General features: G+C 33.8%; 13 protein-coding genes. 5 read left to right on the forward strand and 8 right to left on the reverse strand.

Annotation, left to right across the window (positions count from 1 at the left end; all coding sequences use genetic code 11):
* On the forward strand, nucleotides 1–278 hold a 278-nt coding region (locus VEU72_09235), incomplete at its 5' end, for a LamG-like jellyroll fold domain-containing protein (GenBank protein HYL67313.1).
* A gap of 82 nt (nucleotides 279–360) precedes the next feature.
* On the opposite strand, the gene wecB is transcribed toward VEU72_09235, so the two are convergent.
* A complete protein-coding gene (wecB, locus tag VEU72_09240) occupies nucleotides 361–1,446 on the reverse strand; it encodes a UDP-N-acetylglucosamine 2-epimerase (non-hydrolyzing) (protein ID HYL67314.1) in 1,086 nt (361 codons plus the stop codon).
* A 139-nt stretch (nucleotides 1,447–1,585) separates the two neighbouring features.
* Between wecB and VEU72_09245 the strand changes: the two genes are divergently transcribed.
* Together VEU72_09245 and VEU72_09250 are read left to right on the forward strand one after the other, a co-directional pair.
* On the forward strand, nucleotides 1,586–3,205 hold the full coding sequence (locus tag VEU72_09245) for a hypothetical protein (GenBank protein HYL67315.1): 1,620 nt from the start codon (nucleotides 1,586–1,588) through the stop codon (nucleotides 3,203–3,205).
* A 10-nt stretch (nucleotides 3,206–3,215) separates the two neighbouring features.
* The gene (locus VEU72_09250) at nucleotides 3,216–4,373 is read left to right on the forward strand and encodes a glycosyltransferase (GenBank protein HYL67316.1); all 1,158 of its coding nucleotides are present in this window, start codon (nucleotides 3,216–3,218) and stop codon (nucleotides 4,371–4,373) included.
* A 47-nt stretch (nucleotides 4,374–4,420) separates the two neighbouring features.
* On the opposite strand, the gene VEU72_09255 is transcribed toward VEU72_09250, so the two are convergent.
* The 5 genes from VEU72_09255 to VEU72_09275 all read right to left on the reverse strand — a co-directional run bounded on the left by VEU72_09255 (nucleotide 4,421) and on the right by VEU72_09275 (nucleotide 13,546).
* Complete coding sequence (locus VEU72_09255) at nucleotides 4,421–5,851, reverse strand: oligosaccharide flippase family protein (GenBank protein ID HYL67317.1); 1,431 nt, start codon at nucleotides 5,849–5,851, stop codon at nucleotides 4,421–4,423.
* A 246-nt stretch (nucleotides 5,852–6,097) separates the two neighbouring features.
* Nucleotides 6,098–9,859 (reverse strand): hypothetical protein, encoded by a 3,762-nt coding sequence (locus tag VEU72_09260; GenBank protein HYL67318.1) that lies wholly within the window; start codon nucleotides 9,857–9,859, stop codon nucleotides 6,098–6,100.
* A gap of 3 nt (nucleotides 9,860–9,862) precedes the next feature.
* Nucleotides 9,863–11,053 carry a glycosyltransferase family 4 protein gene (locus tag VEU72_09265; GenBank protein HYL67319.1) on the reverse strand — a complete coding sequence of 397 codons (1,191 nt, stop codon included), beginning with the start codon at nucleotides 11,051–11,053 and terminating at the stop codon, nucleotides 9,863–9,865.
* 228 nt (nucleotides 11,054–11,281) lie between these two features.
* The gene (locus tag VEU72_09270) at nucleotides 11,282–12,148 is read right to left on the reverse strand and encodes a glycosyltransferase (GenBank protein HYL67320.1); all 867 of its coding nucleotides are present in this window, start codon (nucleotides 12,146–12,148) and stop codon (nucleotides 11,282–11,284) included.
* 306 nt (nucleotides 12,149–12,454) lie between these two features.
* Complete coding sequence (locus VEU72_09275; GenBank protein ID HYL67321.1) at nucleotides 12,455–13,546, reverse strand: glycosyltransferase; 1,092 nt, start codon at nucleotides 13,544–13,546, stop codon at nucleotides 12,455–12,457.
* A gap of 308 nt (nucleotides 13,547–13,854) precedes the next feature.
* On the opposite strand from VEU72_09275, the gene VEU72_09280 reads away from it, so the two are divergent.
* Nucleotides 13,855–15,051, forward strand: coding sequence for a glycosyltransferase family 4 protein (locus VEU72_09280; protein ID HYL67322.1), 1,197 nt, complete (start codon nucleotides 13,855–13,857; stop codon nucleotides 15,049–15,051).
* Nucleotides 15,052–15,136: 85 nt separating this feature from the next.
* Complete coding sequence (locus tag VEU72_09285) at nucleotides 15,137–16,312, forward strand: glycosyltransferase family 4 protein (protein HYL67323.1); 1,176 nt, start codon at nucleotides 15,137–15,139, stop codon at nucleotides 16,310–16,312.
* A gap of 28 nt (nucleotides 16,313–16,340) precedes the next feature.
* On the opposite strand, the gene VEU72_09290 is transcribed toward VEU72_09285, so the two are convergent.
* Both VEU72_09290 and VEU72_09295 read right to left on the reverse strand, forming a co-directional pair.
* On the reverse strand, nucleotides 16,341–17,615 hold the full coding sequence (locus tag VEU72_09290; protein HYL67324.1) for a DegT/DnrJ/EryC1/StrS family aminotransferase: 1,275 nt from the start codon (nucleotides 17,613–17,615) through the stop codon (nucleotides 16,341–16,343).
* Nucleotides 17,616–17,619: 4 nt separating this feature from the next.
* The gene (locus VEU72_09295) at nucleotides 17,620–18,645 is read right to left on the reverse strand and encodes an SDR family NAD(P)-dependent oxidoreductase (GenBank protein HYL67325.1); all 1,026 of its coding nucleotides are present in this window, start codon (nucleotides 18,643–18,645) and stop codon (nucleotides 17,620–17,622) included.
* Between the last annotated feature and the right edge of the window lie 68 nt (nucleotides 18,646–18,713).

The following is an 18,713-nucleotide window of genomic DNA, read 5'->3' on the forward strand; positions in this document are numbered from 1 at the left end:
TAAACAATAATTCGTGGCAGTATATTGTTTGTACATATGATGGTTCGAAAAATCAAAATGGCATGAAAATTTATGTGAACGGAATAAAGGATAAACAAGGAACCAATAAAGCTATAACATATTCCATATCAAATAATCAAAATTTAGCAATAGGTGCATCAGCAAATGGAATTCAAGCTGTTAAGAGCGGTACTCTAATTGATGATTTGAGAATTTACAATACCCAATTATCAGAATTCCAAGTATCTGTCCTATATCACGCATATAGGCGTTCATGAGATGAGTTAATGTCATAGTACATGATGACAACGTCTTTAAAATAAATCAATACATTTTCACCACTAGTTTGCCTGCTTTTTTCTACCTTTTATTATTCTTGGTCAGTGATACAATTAATTCCTTGATAGTTTTGGATGTTTGACCATTACCAAAAATTGGTTTTAGGGTACGTGAAGGCTCCCAATGCCTCACAGCTTTAACAATCTTTTTAGTATGAACACCAGTAAGAATATTCCAACCCATCTCTACAGTTTCTACCCATTCTGTGTTGTCTCGAATTGTTATACAAGGGATGGATAGGAGATATCCCTCTTTTTGTATTCCGCCCGAGTCGGTTACTATCCTTCTGGCATTTTTCATTAACTTTATGAAGTCAATATACCCTACTGGTTTGATTAGTTTCACATTTTGACATCTCTTAAGACGTTCATACAATTTTTTTTCTTTTAGTATTTTCTCTGTTCTTGGATGGATTGGAAATACTATTTGCATTTCCGATAGTATCTCAAATGCATTGATGACTGAGATTAATGAATTCTCAGATAAAGTATTTTCGGCTCTATGCATCGTGACAAGAACATACGATTTTGGTTCAATTTGAAGATTATTCAGAATTTCGGATCTTGATGATAGCCTGATAGCTTCATTCACAATTTCAACCGAAATGTCACCAGTGTACATTATCTGTCCAGTTACATGTTCTCTATTCAAGTTCTTGACAGCTGTCTTTGTTGGTGCAAACAGATATTCGCTAATATGATCTGTTAACACTCTGTTGTTTTCTTCCGGCATGCGTCTGTCGAAACTTCGCAAGCCTGCTTCTACATGCGCTACCTTTATACCACATCTATTTGCCGCAAGTGCACCTGCAAAAGTAGAATTAGTATCGCCGTAAACAATTACTAAATCAAAATCTGTCGCCAGAAAAATTTTTTCAAGCTTCTTAATCATTTCGCTGATCTGATAGCAGGCAGTACCTGAACCTACATTTAGATCAAAATTAGGTCTTGGTAAATTGAATTCTTTAAAGAAAATTTCTGATAATTCATAGTCGTAGTGCTGACCTGTATGTATTATTCTATGATCAAAGCTGTTCCTGATTGCTTTATGAATAGGAATTAATTTGATGAAATTTGGTCTGGCTCCTACTACTGATGCAATTTTCATAAATCATTTTTATAGACATCTGTGTTTAATAGTTATGTAAGTAAAAGGCATTAGAGACCGTTTTTGCTGATTGACGGTAAATACTAGGAAATTCATGCGCAAAACTTATGGTATGTCAGGTATTCTGAATTTATCATAAATGAAAATTATAATTGCACTTATCGGACTTTTAATTTCATCTACTTTTCTGTTTACGGGAACGTTTGCCCAAACCACAAATTTGCCAAATAATTTCGAAACAATCGTATATCAAAGTAACAATTATTATTATGTGACAGATTCGCAAAACAACATAATTACCAGCAGTGGGGTACCTGAATTTGTAATTAAGACTGCTCTTGAAAGGGGAGGTGACATATACATAGCAGAAGGCACATACAACTTATCCTCAAATTTTTCAGGATTTGATCTTAAATCTAATACATATTTGAGATTAGCACATAATGCATACATTGTAGTTCCATCTGGATATGGAGGACACGTATTCCGATTCAACAGCGCTACATTTCAATCTGTGATAGACGGTGGCAACATAAACGAAGCATTTCCTGTTACGAGGAATTGGATTGGAATTTTAATGCAGGGTGAAGCTGTTTCCTTTAATCTTGTAGAGAATATGGTTATAACCAATCCTTTTATTGTAATTGATTTTAATACATCCTCACCAAACTACATAAGCGCGAATACATTCTATAACATCAACGGTAATAGTTTTGTAAGGGGAATTGAATTTGATTTCACGGGTAAATATATACCATGGAGGACAGGTTTTTTTGGAAATACTTTCAGAGATTTGCAATTTCAGGGCGGTTCTATGACTACTTATGGTGTAAAGGATATGGAACATTACTGGGAGGCTTTTTACAATGTTATTTTTTGGGATTTACCCTCTAACGCAATCAGTGCTAACATTGATCCATTAGCATCATATAATATAATTATTGGCGGACAAATGACTCGTCCGAATTTTGATGATAAAGGAAAAAATACAGTAATTTTAGACACATACACTACCAAGAATACATCAAATTCGACAATACTATTGGAGATACTTAACGGTACATATCATCCTCAAATGAATGTGCCAACTCTCCGGTCAAATCAAGTTTTGAATATGAGTATAATCACGCAATCTGCAAATGGATTCGTAAATGGGAATCAAGGCCAACTTTCTGTGTCAGTTGGGAAATCCATTACAGTAAATATCTTCGGTAAGGTAACCAATCCAAAGGGAGGTTCAGTTCTTTTAAGCATTATACGACCAGATGGATTTGTTGAACAAAATCAAGCTGATGTCACATCAGCAGGTTCTTTTTATTATCCTATGATCTTTGACAAAGATTCCTTAACTGGGCAATACCAAATAAGTGGGTCATATCAGAATTCCAATTTAGGAGATCTTTTATTAAATGTGACCTCTGGCAGGATACAATTACCAAATGAAAATCATTCCAATATCAACATAGCAACTCCATCTGAATCTAATACGACGCTCTCCACATCGATTAAAATTAGCGCAAAATTGTGGTCTCACGGGCAGATAAGAGATAGCATTTTTGGAGACAGTATTCACTATCTTATCAAAAATGGTATTGTAGAATTACCCTATCAAGATCAGACAAGCACACATCAATCAACCTATATTCCATCATGGTTCAAAAATAATGCTGGATGGTGGGCAGACGGACAAATATCAGTCAATGATTTTATTTCAGAATTACAATATTTACTTAACAGTAAAATAATGATAATATCATAATGCTAGGTGATTGTTAATAAAAAATAAAACTGGAGAAAATCTGAGTATTTGCATAATCACTTCGTGGTTTCCAAACAAGAAACAACCTGGTTTTGGTACATTTATTTATTTATTTGCAAAAAGTCTCGCAAAATTTGGTGTTAAGGTCTCATTGATAGTTCCTCTTGTAGGAGAAGAAGAACTAGTTACCTCAAAAGACTCAATTACGATATATAGGATAGAAGGGATAAGAAAAGGAAAATTCTTCTTATTTTCAATGATGAGATTGGTAAATCAAATAAAGCCAGATATTATGCATGTTCAAGCGCCTGATTTTTTTTCCAGTACTGCAATAATTGTGGCCAAACTCAAGAATATTCCCATCATTGCCACTGTGCACAGAGGTGAATTAGTTGCACTTGGAAAATTAATGCATCTTGTTAGAAAATTTGCATTACCTCGGTTTAAAAAAATAATTGCCGTTTCAGAGTTTTCGAAATCACTTGCTCTAAATGCTGGAGCAGATGTGAATAAAGTTATGATTATTTATAATTCGTGTGACGAAAGTCTTTTTTCACGACGAGATAAATTGATGGCAAGACAGAGACTAGGTCTTCCTATTAACAAGAAAGTAATATTGTATGTAGGGAATTTGGTTAAAATAAAAGGCGTTTACACACTTATTGAATCTTGCAGAATTCTATATTCACGAATACCGAACTTTTTTGTTCTTGTTGTTGGAGATGGCATAGAACGGGTAAAATTGGAATCACTTGTGGCTTCATATGGCCTTGGTGAAAATATAAAATTCCTTGGATACTTGGAACCAACCACGCTTCCTCTATATTATAACGCCGCAGACACTTTTGTTCTTCCTTCATTTGTAGAAGGTCACTCAGTTGCACTTTTAGAGGCAATGGCTTCTGGATTGCCTGTAGTAGCTTCCATGGTGGGTGGAAATAAGGAAACAATAGAAGATGGGTTTAACGGTTTTCTTTTTGAGGCTGGTGATTCTGTAATCCTCGCAGAAAAACTCATCAAAATACTAACAGATGATAACCTCCGTGAAAGAATGTCCACAAGCGGTTCAGAGATATACCATAAAAAATTTAGCGCTGAAGTTCAGATTCAAAACTTTCTGAATCTTTATCGATCGTTGCTAAATTGCTCAAGATCATCTTCTAATTAATGTAAAATCAGTAGATGATAAACTATCTAGCATTGATGCAACAATATCTAGTAGGATGAATCCAGTTTTTTACCAATCTTATTCAATAAATTAAGTGTTGAATTCGCAATACTGCCCGGAAGAACTCCCACTGAATCCTGTATATCCGATCTAGTTATAATATGTAATCTCAAAAGAAGTAAGTAAGATGAAACAAGTGTAATGAACGTACCGATAATGAAGTTCACCTGGAAATAGCTTAGAACAAATGCCAATACAAAAGGCACTATGTGTGTGAGTACAATTATTTTCCAAAAAATATGCAATCCTATCTTCCTTGAAATGTACATAGACATAATCAGACTAGTAATAGTACTCAATGTATAGCTAAGAGCTGCACCGCTACTTCCATACATTGGAACTAATATGAAAAAGAGTATGATACGAGCAACGTTTCCTGTTATGCCTATTGATAGAGCTTGTCTGTATTTACCATATGAATAAGTCAGTGTACTAACACCAGACGCAATTTGACCAGGTAATGTAGCTAATACCATTATCTGTAATAAGAGAGAACCATCGGCATAACTTTGTCCAAATAGCTGCATAATCTCTTTTGAGTAGAAAAAGGCTGAGGCGGAGAAAGGTATTGAAATTATTGCACTCATTTTTATGATTCTCCATACAAATGTTTTCCTACCATCATCCATAGCACTTAGTGCTGGGAATGCAATAGTAAAGAGGACTGATGCGACAGCAGCTATAGCTGTAACTATGGAATAAGAAATAAAATAAACACCGGCTTGACTTGCTCCATTTGACGCAAACACAACTATCGTACCTAACTGGGAGCCTAGCGTTGCAATTAATGCTGGAATCCAGTTTGTCATACTCGCCTCTAGAATGTTTTTAAAAGATTGCTTTAACTTGAGATCAGCGTTATTCTTTGACCCTTTGAAAATCATAATTACAACAATAATAAAAAGAATAGATCCCAAAATTGAGAACAAAGCATAACCAAGGGTAATACCAAATGCTCCCATACCCATTAGGACTAGAACGATAGATAGTACTATCTTTGCACCAGTAGAAATGATCATTATCAAAGGTAGGCTTTTTGTCTTAAGAGAGGAGATTATTACTGAGCGAAATAAATTGTAGATGCAACTAGAGCATATTAGGAGAATAGCAACAACCATCAAACTAGGATCAATTTTAAAAACGTTCTGTATTAGATTCCTAAAAATCAGAATAGCAATACAACACGCCAAAGTTCCAAATGACACAAGGACCGTAGAGGCTTCAACAAAGAGCCTAGCATTTCCCAATTTTTTTTCGGAAAAACTTTTCCCTAAAAATCGTTCAACTCCAATTGGAATACCGATAGTTGCAATGTTTATGAAAATTGTAACCATGGATATGACTGCAGAGGATGTACCGACTGTTGCCGCGGTAGCAAATTTTGAAATAATAAACCAGAAAACGTAGCCGGAGAACATTCCGATCAGGTTCTCAATTAGAAGGTAAACTGCCCCCCTTCCTAGATTTGTATTACTAAAATTCTTTCACCGACTGGAGTTTAAAAGCAATGAAGCTATAATTAAGGTATTATTCACTCAGTGGGTGATTGAAGGTTTATTCTTTATTGATCACCACATCTTTGCTATAACATACAAGTTGATTCTTAAATCTTATGAGTTTTTAGCATACATACAAAATCTTTCAAATTTTCTCTGCCTCCATTATCACTCTTTGTCTTGTTTCACGCTTTTAGAATTTCCAATTAAAAGGAGGATAACTGCTATTGAGAAAGGGCCTAGTAACAGACCATCCACAAATATAGGAACAGATGCGAATCTGAATTTTAAGATGGATGGAATTACATTTCCAATCTCGTCATAATGATATTTATAGGAACTTTGCTGAACAGGACTGCTTGCAGGTATAGGACTGCTTGCAGGTATAGGACTGCTTGCAGGTATGGCGTCACTTGTAGATATAGCACTACCATAGGTATAGGCATCTGATAGAAACAATGTCTCGGAAATTTTGCCTGAGATGCTGAGGTCATTACGGTTATATGATATATTTCCTAATGTGTCTATTCCCAAGAATTGTTGGAAGAAAGTGTTACCATCGATGTATACTTTTGGTTGCCATAAATAGACATGTATAGGTTCTTCATGATTCTCAATGAAAATATTAGAAACATTATCAAAATTAGATGTTTTGTTATTATTTGACACTACTGTTAATGTTGCATTGTTTTTGAAAAAAATATTCAGCGAATTACCCATATATGCATTTGCGTATAAACCCATTCCGTTACTAGTGAAAATTTGATTTCCATGCAAAATAGCGTAGTGATAACCAACTATACTCAATTTGGTAACATTTGCAATTGATAATTTATCATTAATTTTTATTGTCATATTAGCAAATTGATCATATGGGAAGATAAGTGAGGTAGAATTAATAGCGACGTTACCATTTCCATTCATTTCGCTAAAATTAGTTTTAATATTGTTATTTTGTAAATGAGAACTGATTGTATTCAAGTCAATTTGATCAGATACTTTTTCAAATATTTTTTGTAATGTAGTTCTACTTATTTTATTATCGTTGAAGGCAGATATTATTGGATATATGTTCACATATTTAATTTTACCAAGACCCACAATTTTATTGGCAATAAAAATTGATGAATTATTTTCAGCAGAATTATAGAAACCTGACATTGTAACATTTTCGGTAGCAAACGTAGGAAGAACTGTAGCATTCACAGGTAAGAAATCGCCAGAAGGTAGCGCAATTTTACTTACTTCGTACGAGGAATTTCCTAACTTAAATAAAATGTTAGATATAGAACCATATCCATTTGTGTTAAGTACAATCAGATTTCCTCCTGATCTTGCATATGAGATATAGTCTGATGCTTCTCGCAGACTGGAGTTGTTTAGTTGATAGTTGTTATTTTCTGGTGGATCATAGCTTAGTATCACAGTTTTCCCCGTGAGTGCATTTTGATCTATGTCAAACATGACGGTATAATTACGATCATGCAAGGAAATTATATCATATCCATAAAATGAAGAATCAAGTGATGTGCTAGGACTAGTTGGGACAAGCATGTGTGTATCTGAATTAAAGCGCGGATATGAGACATGTGTCGCGTTGTAAATTGTCGCCGCATCATTTGAAAAAACAATTGGAAGTGTAGGGAGAAAATGATCAACAAGCCAGCTCTTTTGACCCTTCAACATGTCAAAATCTTGGCTAGTCGTGTAGATATATGCATGAGGAAGACCATGGGCACTTAGCGAATATAGGGGGATTTCTGGCCTTTCTGAGTACTCAATAATTTCAGGGTTTGGAAACTGATATGGAGAAGTAGCAAATGGGATAACGTAGCTGTCTGAATTTGATAACCCTATGGTAAAGGCTCGAGGATCATGCTGTAAAATATTTTTTAGGTGGTCTGTGGCCAGAAATTCGTTTTGAGTTAATGTATGTAACTTATTAAATTGAACCCAATATTCCAATTGCAAAACTGTTGAAGAAAAACCTAAAACAATAATAAGAGATACGATAATCGAGAAACCGATAATTGTAAAGAATTTTCTTTTTATACATATCTGATCCATTAGTTTGATGAGTGGTAAAGGAGCTAAAAGTGCAAGAAAAAGAAAGGTATACCAAATAATTCTGTTCTCAAAATAACCTGAGAATGTGAAATTAAAATTAACAAAGGAAATTGCTCTAGCAAATAAGACTGAGAATGCGACTGACCAAAAAAGGAGCGCTATTGAGCTATTGGGTAAAATGTATCCAAGGTGTCGTATGGTAATTAGGGCAAGTAGTCCAACTATACCAAATGTGAGAGGGTAAATGAACCAAGGAACAGAGTATATGTCAGAAACATTCCAAACATTAAAGTCATTATTAACGAACCATGTTAAAAAACCAAAAAGGTAGACAGCAACCAATGTCGTAGATAAAATGTAATAAAATTTCTTGCTATCCACAAATTTCATGGAAAAATGGATTTTGTGTAAGAGTGTACGTCTCCAAACCATAGAAATGCTAACTAACAGTATTGGTAAAATCACCGGTAACATATCTCGAATGTTAATTCCTGAAACTCTTAAGGAGGAAGTCCAGAAAATTAAAATAAACGCTTGAATTACAGCAGCTAGAATAAATGCAATAAGCGAAGACAATAAAGCATCATCAATCCGTAACGACTTGCTTTTCGATATCATGGAATAAGCTCCTAAGATTGCAACAAAAATTATGGGATCGGCTACATGAACAAAATACATAGACATAATCAAAGCAGTATACAGTGGAATGAATCTTGAATTTGGAATATTCTGAACTTTCAGTAAGAGAAATGCACAAATAAATATGATAAAGGCTACAGTGATTGGAGCAAACCAGAGAAAAGGTTGTACGAAATATGACGTACCATTATATGATTTATTCCCCACATATTGCAACAAATCAAGTTCAGGAGTAAGAGAATGCAAGACCTTTGTTTTAGTAAAAAGGATAAATGAAAAATTACTTAATATTGTATAAAATACAATTGAAATTGCTGGGATTCTTCTGTCTACATCTGCAAGGAATCTCTTTGCAAAGATGTAGACGGATATGGGTAAAATGGAACTTAATGTTGTCAGGATAGTAAGAAATGATGTAATAGTGGGAAATCCCGAGAGAATGTTTAATGTAGAACTAAAAGAGTTGAATAGAATATAGTTAAAATCAGTATAGAGATCAGGAGTTCTTGATAGTATTATAGAGTAACTATAATATCTCGATACGTCGGTAGCATGTAGAAGAGTAAAATCTGGATAGATGTAGTAGAAAGATATGGCATAAAAGAAGATGCACAATATTATGGGCAAAATATCGATATTCTTCGATAGCGAATTGATTTTTAATGATGTAACACCTTTAATCTTAAGATGTGTTAGAAATGATGCGATACCAAGTAGGATGAATATAAAAGGTATGGCTACACTTCGAATGCTTTCCTCGCTCCACAAAAGAATCAGGGTACAGAATCCGGACAAAACAAAACTTGTAAGAAAAGATAAAACTACAATCTCCAGTTTTGAGAAATATTTTGTTAGCCTACAGACATTTAAAAGAGCATATCCTGATAGACCAGATGTACAAACAAGTGCTAAGACGAGTCTAGTGGTACTATCCGGTATGTTAAATTGATTCAAGACAATTAAAAGAGATGCAAAATAAATTAGTACGATATCCATAAGTAAAGCTGGAGAAATTCTTCTGACGAAGTCTTTTTTTAGAGCAAACCTGAAATCATAATTGCTCAAAACAACATAAATTGCTACTATAGTAAGGGTTTCAATAACGAAGAGAGGATATTTTATAGAAGAATCTACTAACCACAAAGTAAATAATGAAAAGAGTTCCGCTATTACAACAACTACAATGAGACTCCTTGCGGAATGTATTTGTTTAATTTTTTCCATCAATTAACACTTTATCAAATTAAGAAATTTCTCAGCTATCTTATTTCTATCGAAACATTCTTCGATTAGTAATACCGCTTTTTTACTCGCATCTTTTCTAAAAGAATTATCAATACTTATTCTTTCCAAGCAATCAGCTAACGCCTCAACATTCTCAGGATCTGATACAAGACCTATTTTGTGTTCAAATATTAATTTGCCAAGTGTAGAGTCCTCATAAACAGTAGCGACCACAGGAAGACCGCACGCAAAATACTCAAACGCCTTTGCGGGCAGAGAGTTCTTCCATAACGGATTAGCATCATATGGAACTACCCCCACATCCGCTGCGGAAATTATTTCGGCCAGCTCAATTTTGTCAGACTTTGGACCAAGATAAAAAATTCTATTACGTATGCCTAGATCTTCAGATAAATTTAACACTACTTGGAGTTCAGGACCGCCTCCAACTAGTAATAGTTTTACATTCTGTACTTTGTTAATTAATTTCTGTAAGGCTCTAACTACTATGTCGAGTTTATAGTATTCTCCTATGCCACCACTATACAAAATGATAAAATCTCTTTCATCAAAACCTAGCCTTTGTCTTGTTTTCAGTTTATCATAAGGTTTGAAAACATTAGTGTCTGCACCATTAGATATAATCTTGACATTCCTTACACCCCTTTCTGTCAGACTGTTAGCAAGTGCATTTGTTACAGTTACAACTTGAGCGCTGTTAATATAACATCTGGTTATTAGAGTTTTAAGAAATTTGTATGATTGCTTGTAAAATCCGGACACAGCTCTCTTAATAATGTAATCTTCCCACTCATCTCTGTAATCTATCAATATTTTTTTCCTAAAGATTTTTGCTGCCAGATAAGAACCTAAAGCACAGTCGCCATTTGGAACCGAGATTACAACTATATCTGGTTTTAGGCATATGATCAATATCATAGAAGAAAAAAATGAAGAAACATGGTTGAATATTAATGCAAATATGTTAGTTGCCATTATAATTGGAGTCGTATTGAAAATTTTTGATTCATTCCATTTACCACGTCCTGCTCTACCAAGACTCTTAAAAGAAAATACGCCAGCGATAAAGATCGTAATTCCTTTTCTACTAAAGTAATCTGCAAAGAATGATATCCTAGTCCAAGCGGCGCTAGGAGATGGATTTGAAAAGTGTAAAAAGAATAAGATTTTCAAGTCATTCACCTATATGCACAAATTACAAAAGGTGACAAAGTAGATGAGAACAGATTTGATTCCTTTTGAATTTTGCCAAAGTGATTATCTTGGTAGCATTTTGCATAATTAAGTTTCATAAACATCTCTGTTTAATAGTTATGTAAGTAAAAATATGTACTTCTCTTTCAACAATTATTTTAGTCATTCCTATTGATTAAACACTTGATTAGATTTCTTTGTAAAAACTTAATCAATTTTTTTTTCCTGTGATGAATCTTGTGCTGTATTAATAATTTCATACCATCCCAACGTTGATGATGCCAAATTCTCTTTTCCTAATGGCACAAAAAATACCATAAGCGATAGTATGGCATAGAACAAATCAGTCAATCGCAAATAATGATATTTCTTTATTGCATTAAATTTTATTTTGACATATCCTTTCCGTTGACCCCATTTGGAAGAAGTTACAAAGGAAGATTCCCATTTCCGATAATAACATAGAAATTCTGGAACGTTACCAACTTTGTATCCGTTACTAATTACTCTCAGATAAAAATCGTATTCCTCAGAACCTGAGTATGTGATATAGTCGCCCACTTTAGTCAAGATATCCTTTTCGTAAAGTATTGAACTGTGGTAGAAGGGATTATGGATCATTACGTTATTGCGAATATCAATGTGGGACAATGGAGGTTTAAATCTAGCAATTACATTCCCGTCTTCTGAAATAATGTTAGCCCATGACCCCACAAAATTAAGCTTTTTCTCCAACATGTATTGAAGCTGACGCTCAATTCGGTTTTCTGAACATTTATCATCAGCATCTAAAACAGCAATAAATTTTCCTGTTGATTTCATAAGACCGTAATTCATTGCATCGGACAGACCAGCACCTTTTTCTCTGTAAAAAACTTGTAATCTTCTCTCATCATGAAAACCAGAAATTACTTCACGAATTCCTGCGTCTTTGTCCGGATCGCCCTTATCAAAAACTAGTATGATTTCAATGTTATTGTATGTCTGGGATAGTGCACTCTTCAAGCATTCTAACAGAAAACGTTTTGGAGTATTTCTTAATCTTATTACAAATGATACAAGACCTACATCCATGTGAAAAGTGACAGTCATCTACATTTAGACCTTTCAGGACAATCTTATTGAGGGATACAAATGAGAAGAATTTGACCAATATATTATACGCTACCAATAGTGAATGTATATTTTTATATGACATGGCAGATTTAAGGTATAAATGTTATCCATGTCAAAAATTTGAATTGATGACGTTCCGTTTCTAAAAGAATACAAAAATTTTTAGTAACCTTTTACTCAGAGAAATATTCATAATACAAACTTGAAAACAAATCGTATAGAAAAAACTGAGAATTATTTTGATTAATTTTTTTATCAGGATAGTTATCTCAACAACTTATCGTACATTTTATACAATTCCTGTTCAGAATTATCCCAATTGTATTTTTGTTCAAATGCCTTACGACCGTTGGTTCCTAGTCTTCTACGTAATTCTTGGTCATCTCTGAGACGAACTATGGCTGATTTTATTTGGTTTAGATCATCATATTCTACCTTAATGCCACAGTCTACTTCATCAATTAATTCAAATCCCACGTTTGTGATTACTGGCAATCCCAACATCATGGCTTCAAATGTTTTGACAGGTAATGCGAAGTTGAAATTTGGTATCCTCAAATCGTATAAACAAATCATCACATCACAACTTGCTTCTAGATCTATAGATTCCGCTTGCTGGAAAAGACCTTTATATTTTATATTGGACAGTCTTAAAATTTGTTCTAGAAGGTCCTGGTCCAAAACTTTACCTGCGACTACAAATTCTACACCATCTAGACCCTTTATTGCCTCAGCTATTCTCTCTAATCCACGCATCTTTGCTACTGCACCGGTATAAACCAGAGTCAGAATGTTGTCTCTTGATTTTATTTCATTTTTAGGACGATATTCCGAGCAATTCATTATGATGGCACATTGTTTTGATTTTCTTTTGAATGTTGAAAGTAATTTTTCTGAAACAGTTACAAACATATCAGCTTTTGTTCCAAATATTTCTTCAAATAAATTTACAAGCATATACAATATTGTAAATTTTTGAGGAATGTGTGTCATGGCATATCTGTCAATAATATCAAAAACCAATTTTTTCCTTAATATTATCTTGTAAAGATAACAAGGAAAAATAGTATCAAAATCACACGCGTAAACAACTTGTGGTCTGTAAATAACCAACTTGAAAAAAATCCAAATCCAAAATAAAGGCAAATATGCAACAAGAGAAGGTTTTCCGGCCGGTGCTTTCAGATTAAAAAGTTTGAGTGGAATCGCATAACTCTTAATTAATTCTGCCGAGATTCCTTCTCTATTCCATCCCAATACCGTTACTGGGTATCTTTTCTTTAATGATCTTGCTATTTTCCCTACTCTAGGATCATAAATAATTAAATTTGATCTTACTATAACTGTGTCTGACAAATCTTGATAATCCTACGTTTTTACACATATTTGTGCTACTATTATAAATCATATTTTTTCCAAATAACATACTCTTCTTATTGCATCTGAATAGGTGTACAATAAAAAATCTAGATGATAACAAAAGAAAAATCATAACAACCAAACATATTTCACCAGACTCTTAACATCTTCTTTATATTTGGTGACAAGGGGTGATGTAAAGTATGATCCGTGGTCCAAATATATCTCTCTGTCCTATGGATATGCTACTTTTCAGATGGTTCATAATCTGCTGGACAAATAATATTATGGGAAATGACTAGTCTATGTATTGTATTGTAACACAAGGCAGGATTTCTGAATCAGTGTTTGGAGAGGAGGGTTACGCACTTTCTCTTGGCAGATGGTTAAGGGAACAGAACTTGAATGTAGTCATCATTGGCAGCAAATTTCTGGGCGTAAAAGTAAATTACTTACCTAACCTTGAAATGACTAAAGATAAAAAAAATAATGGAAAAGGAATCGTAGTAAATGCACCGTATGCTGTTTACATGCTTTCTAAGATTTTCTTCTCATTACTTTGTATAGTCAAAATTCTATCAATTAATATGAGTACGCCAATAAGACTAATACACGCATTAGACAGTGGCTATTCAGGCTTGGCTGCAGTAATAACTGGCAAGATTCTGAAAATACCCGTCATAGTAGATTCACACGGAATCAGACATAGAACTCTTACATCTACCCTCAAAGGGAGACTAGGTAAAATATTACTAAAGCTTGAATATAATCTAGATATTTTCACATTAAAGAGTGCAGACAGTACTATGGGTTCGAATTCTGAAATAAAGGACTACTATGAGAAGATTCTTGGTAAAACAGTAGAATACATGCCAACTCCACTAAAATTAAAAAATTTTACGTTCTCACAAACCGATAGAGATTTGATCCGAAAAGAATTAGGCATAGATGATCAAACAAAAATTGTTGGATTCGTAGGTAGGTTATCTCCAGAGAAAAATCTCATTACGTTGTTAGATTCATTTAAAGAAGTAATACAAGACCATCCTTTTTTAAAATTGGTTTTAGTTGGAACAGGCCTCGAGGAATTTCATCTTAAAGAGGAGGCTAAAAGACAACATATTGAAGATAAAATTATTTTTTGTGGCTATCGAACTGATATTTCTAGAATTCTTTCATCCTTCGATATTTTTGTACTCCCATCCTACACGGAAGGTATGTCAAGTGCATTACAGGAAGCTATGAGTTGCGGCTGTGCAATAATATGTAGTGATATTCCGGCGAACCGAGTTTTGATCACACATAGTAAAGAGGGATTGCTTATCAATCCCTATAATTCTCATGAGCTCAAAGACGCTATTGGTTTGCTCTCTACTGATGATTCGTTACGGTCAAAATTAGGTAACAACGCGAAAATTAAAGCAGAACAATTTGATGAAAGCATAATCTTCCCTACGATACTACGACATTATCTTAGGTTAACCAAGAAAGAGACAAATTAGTTTGAAAATATTAAAAATTACACCATCTCAAGATGCGAAATCTGAGGATTAACAATTATACAATAGAACTTTGAATTATAAATTATTGAAAACTGTATTCGTAAAGCCACGATTTAACGGTGTACCAGTGCATCAGATTTACAGGCAAATACAAAGAAATCCACCAGAGGGATATAATATAATAATTCCTGAAAATTCAACTGTAAATAGATTCAGCACACTGACAAGTAAAAATCGTAGTGCAATATACAAAAAAATACTATATCAAGTACAGGCATTACCGTATTTAATTTACCAACTCCGTGACAACGTGCCAATACCGCCAAATACTGATTTGATTTATGCTGCTCAGCACATCATAACCAGTGAGAAACCGTGGGTAGTAGATGCTGAACATGCATCCACTTGGAGTGGATATTCTGATTTGTCCCTGGTGAAGGGAATGATTGCAAAAAAACTGCGACAGGATAATTGTAAAAAAATTATTGCATGGAGTGAGTGGGCAAAAAGAACAATCGTGCAATCTTTTGATGATGAGGTAATACAAAAAAAAATTCAAGTTGTCAGATATACCACTGATGTGAAAACAATTCAAAAAAAGAAAAAAGATTCTATCATACGCTTCCTGTTTATGGGGAGTGCAAATATCGGAAATATGTTAAATTTTGAGTTCAAGGGCTTCTACGAAACTCTTGAGGCGTTTATTAGATTGCAAAAAGAATACGGTAATAAAATACAGCTAGTTATTAAATCAAAAATTCCTGAAAGCTTAAGAAACCAAATTATGAATAATGAGGGTATAGTACTTATTGAAAATATGATCAGCCAGGAAGAAATACAAGATCTCTATCTTACCTGTGATATTTTTCCACATATTGGTTATGAAGTTATGAATCTTTCTGTCTTGGAAGCCATGAGTTATGGTCTTCCAACAATTGCCACTGATATTTTTAACACATCCGAATTAATTCGTGACAGTACTAATGGATTTTTAATACGACCTACTAATATTGAAAAATTTTATTCCAATAACGAATTACCAAATGAACATGCCCTGTCATACTTGCACGAAGTGAGAAAAATCAGATCATATATGACTGAAAAACTTGCCGAGAAAATGCAGTTACTTATAGAGGATAAAAAATTGCGAGATAAAATTGGGGGGGCAGCTAAGAAAACCTTGGAAGAAGGAGAATTTTCTATTACTAATAGAAACAATCTACTAAAAAATATCTTTGATAATGCAAATGACTTACAGTAGACTGTTATTTACTTAGTTCTATGCAGTTTCATCGCTTCCATAATTTTCTCTCTATAAACTGTGCTATCATATCCACTACATACTCTCGTTGCTGTTTGCCAATTTTGTGATGATTTCCAAAGAAAAATGAGTTACGCATAGCCAGCCTTGAATTGTCCAATTTACCGTATTTTAAGTGAGGAATGAATTGTATAGTTGGTTGCTCCAAAAAATTACCTGACATTATAGGACGTGTTTCAATTTTCTTTTTTTCCAAATATTCCAAAAGTGATTTTCTATCAAATGGAGAGTCTTTTTTGATAGTCAATGGATAGCAAAAATAAACTGATCTTGTTCTTGGAGCTTCTTTTGTTAAAATAAAATACTCTTCATACTGTCCAAGTTTTTTATCCCAATATCTTGCGTTTTCCTTTCTTATTTTGATAAACTTTTCTAACTTTGAAATTTGGTGAATGCCAAAAGCACCTTGAATCTCAGTGGGTCTGAAATTATAACCAGTATTTACAAACAAATATCTTGGATCTATGTGGGGGTATTTTCTTGTATATTGATTCTTAAGTTTAAGATCGCGAATCCATCCGAATGCTCTTAATGCTTTAGATAACTCGTATAATGTTTCATCATTAGTAACTATCATCCCGCCTTCAATGGTAGTAATATGATGGGAAAGAAAGAAACTAAAAGTTCCAATATCTCCTATCGTTCCTACTTTTTTACCCCTGTATTGAGCTCCATGAGCTTCACAACAATCTTCCATTATTAGAAGATCTTTTTTTGTTGCAATTTCTTTTATTTTTGACATGTCACACACATTTCCAAGTAGATGAACGGGTAAAAGTAATGAAGTGTTAGAAGAAACCGTATCTTCTAAATTTTCTGTATCTATGCAGAAATTTTCTAAATTAATATCCACGAATTTTGGTTTTAAATTAAGATTGGTAATTGGATAGACTGTTGTTGCCCAAGTAACTGCTGGTGTTATCACTTCGCTATTTTTCTTCAACCTTTTTGAAAACCAAGGATTAGTTAATGCAGATAGTGCCACTAAATTAGCAGATGAACCTGAATTGACCATTGAGGCATAAGAAGATTTGAGATATTTTGCAAATAATTTCTCAAATTTTCTAACCTTTTCTCCCATAGTCACTTTTGTGGTTAACAATGAATCTAATGCTTCTATTATTTCGGCAGATCCAAAGGAGGGCTCTATTAATGGGATCTTACTCTGTCCAGGTATGAAGTCTGTATGCTTTTTGATTTTTTCTTCGATTGCTTTGATTACTGATTTTGGTACAGTGTTCAATTGATCACTTTTTGCGATTCAAGTTCATTCTGTAAGTTTTTGCCCATCCTTCAAAGGGAGTAGCAAAATCAGGCGGATTCTGTCTCATCCAATTAACAGTTCTAGTCAATCCATCTTTAATTGAAATTTCCGGTTCCCATGCCAATACCTTCTTTGCTTTACGATTATCACAAATTAATTTTTGAACATCAAATGGTCTGAAACGTTTCTTGTCAATTGTAATGTGAATCTTTTTTCCTATTATACCAGCTATGATTTCCACTAAATCTTTTATCTTGTAGGTTTCACCGCTTCCAATGTTGATGGTTTCTCCAACCGCATTTTCATTAAACAAAGCGGAAATCATACCTCTAGCTGTATCTGCGACATAGGTAAAATCTCTATACGACTCAACATTTCCAAGTTTTACTGTATCTTTTCTATGTAATATTTGGTTAATAATTTCGGGAATGATATATGGTTGAGTTATTCTTGGGCCATAGGAATTAAAAGGTCTGATAATAACAGCCGGATAATCATGTTCTTTATGTATCGTAAAAACCGCTCGGTCTGCAGCAAGTTTGCTTACGGCATATGTGGATTGCGGAAGGGTAGGATGGTTTTCATCCATTGGATTTTTTTTAGCCGAGCCATAAACTTCACTTGTGGAAACATGGACAAAATTCTTTATACTTTTTTGCTTTATTGCTTCAAGAACAACATTCAAGGTACCATTTGTATTAACATCAAAAAATTCCTGTGGATAGTGATAAGAATCAGGTATAAATGGCAATGCAGCCAAATTTATAATGTAATCGCAATTCCTTAATGCTCGAGAAATTACTCCTCGATTTCTAATATCACCTTTGATAAATTTTACATTTTTGAGATTTGACAAATAGTGTCTTTTACCAGAGGATAAATTATCAAAAACGATGGCATTTGCTCCAAAAGACGATATCTGCCTAATGACCTCTGATCCGATAAATCCTGCTCCTCCAGTAACAAAGATTGTCTTTCCTTTACATTTATTTGATAAGGTGTTATCCATTTGTAGTTTCCTCCATATGTTTTCCTGATTCATTTTGTGAATATTTTGATTTCAAAAATAATCACGAT

It is taken from the genome of Nitrosopumilaceae archaeon (genome assembly GCA_035631875.1).
In the GTDB taxonomy this organism is placed as follows: domain Archaea; phylum Thermoproteota; class Nitrososphaeria; order Nitrososphaerales; family Nitrosopumilaceae; genus TA-20.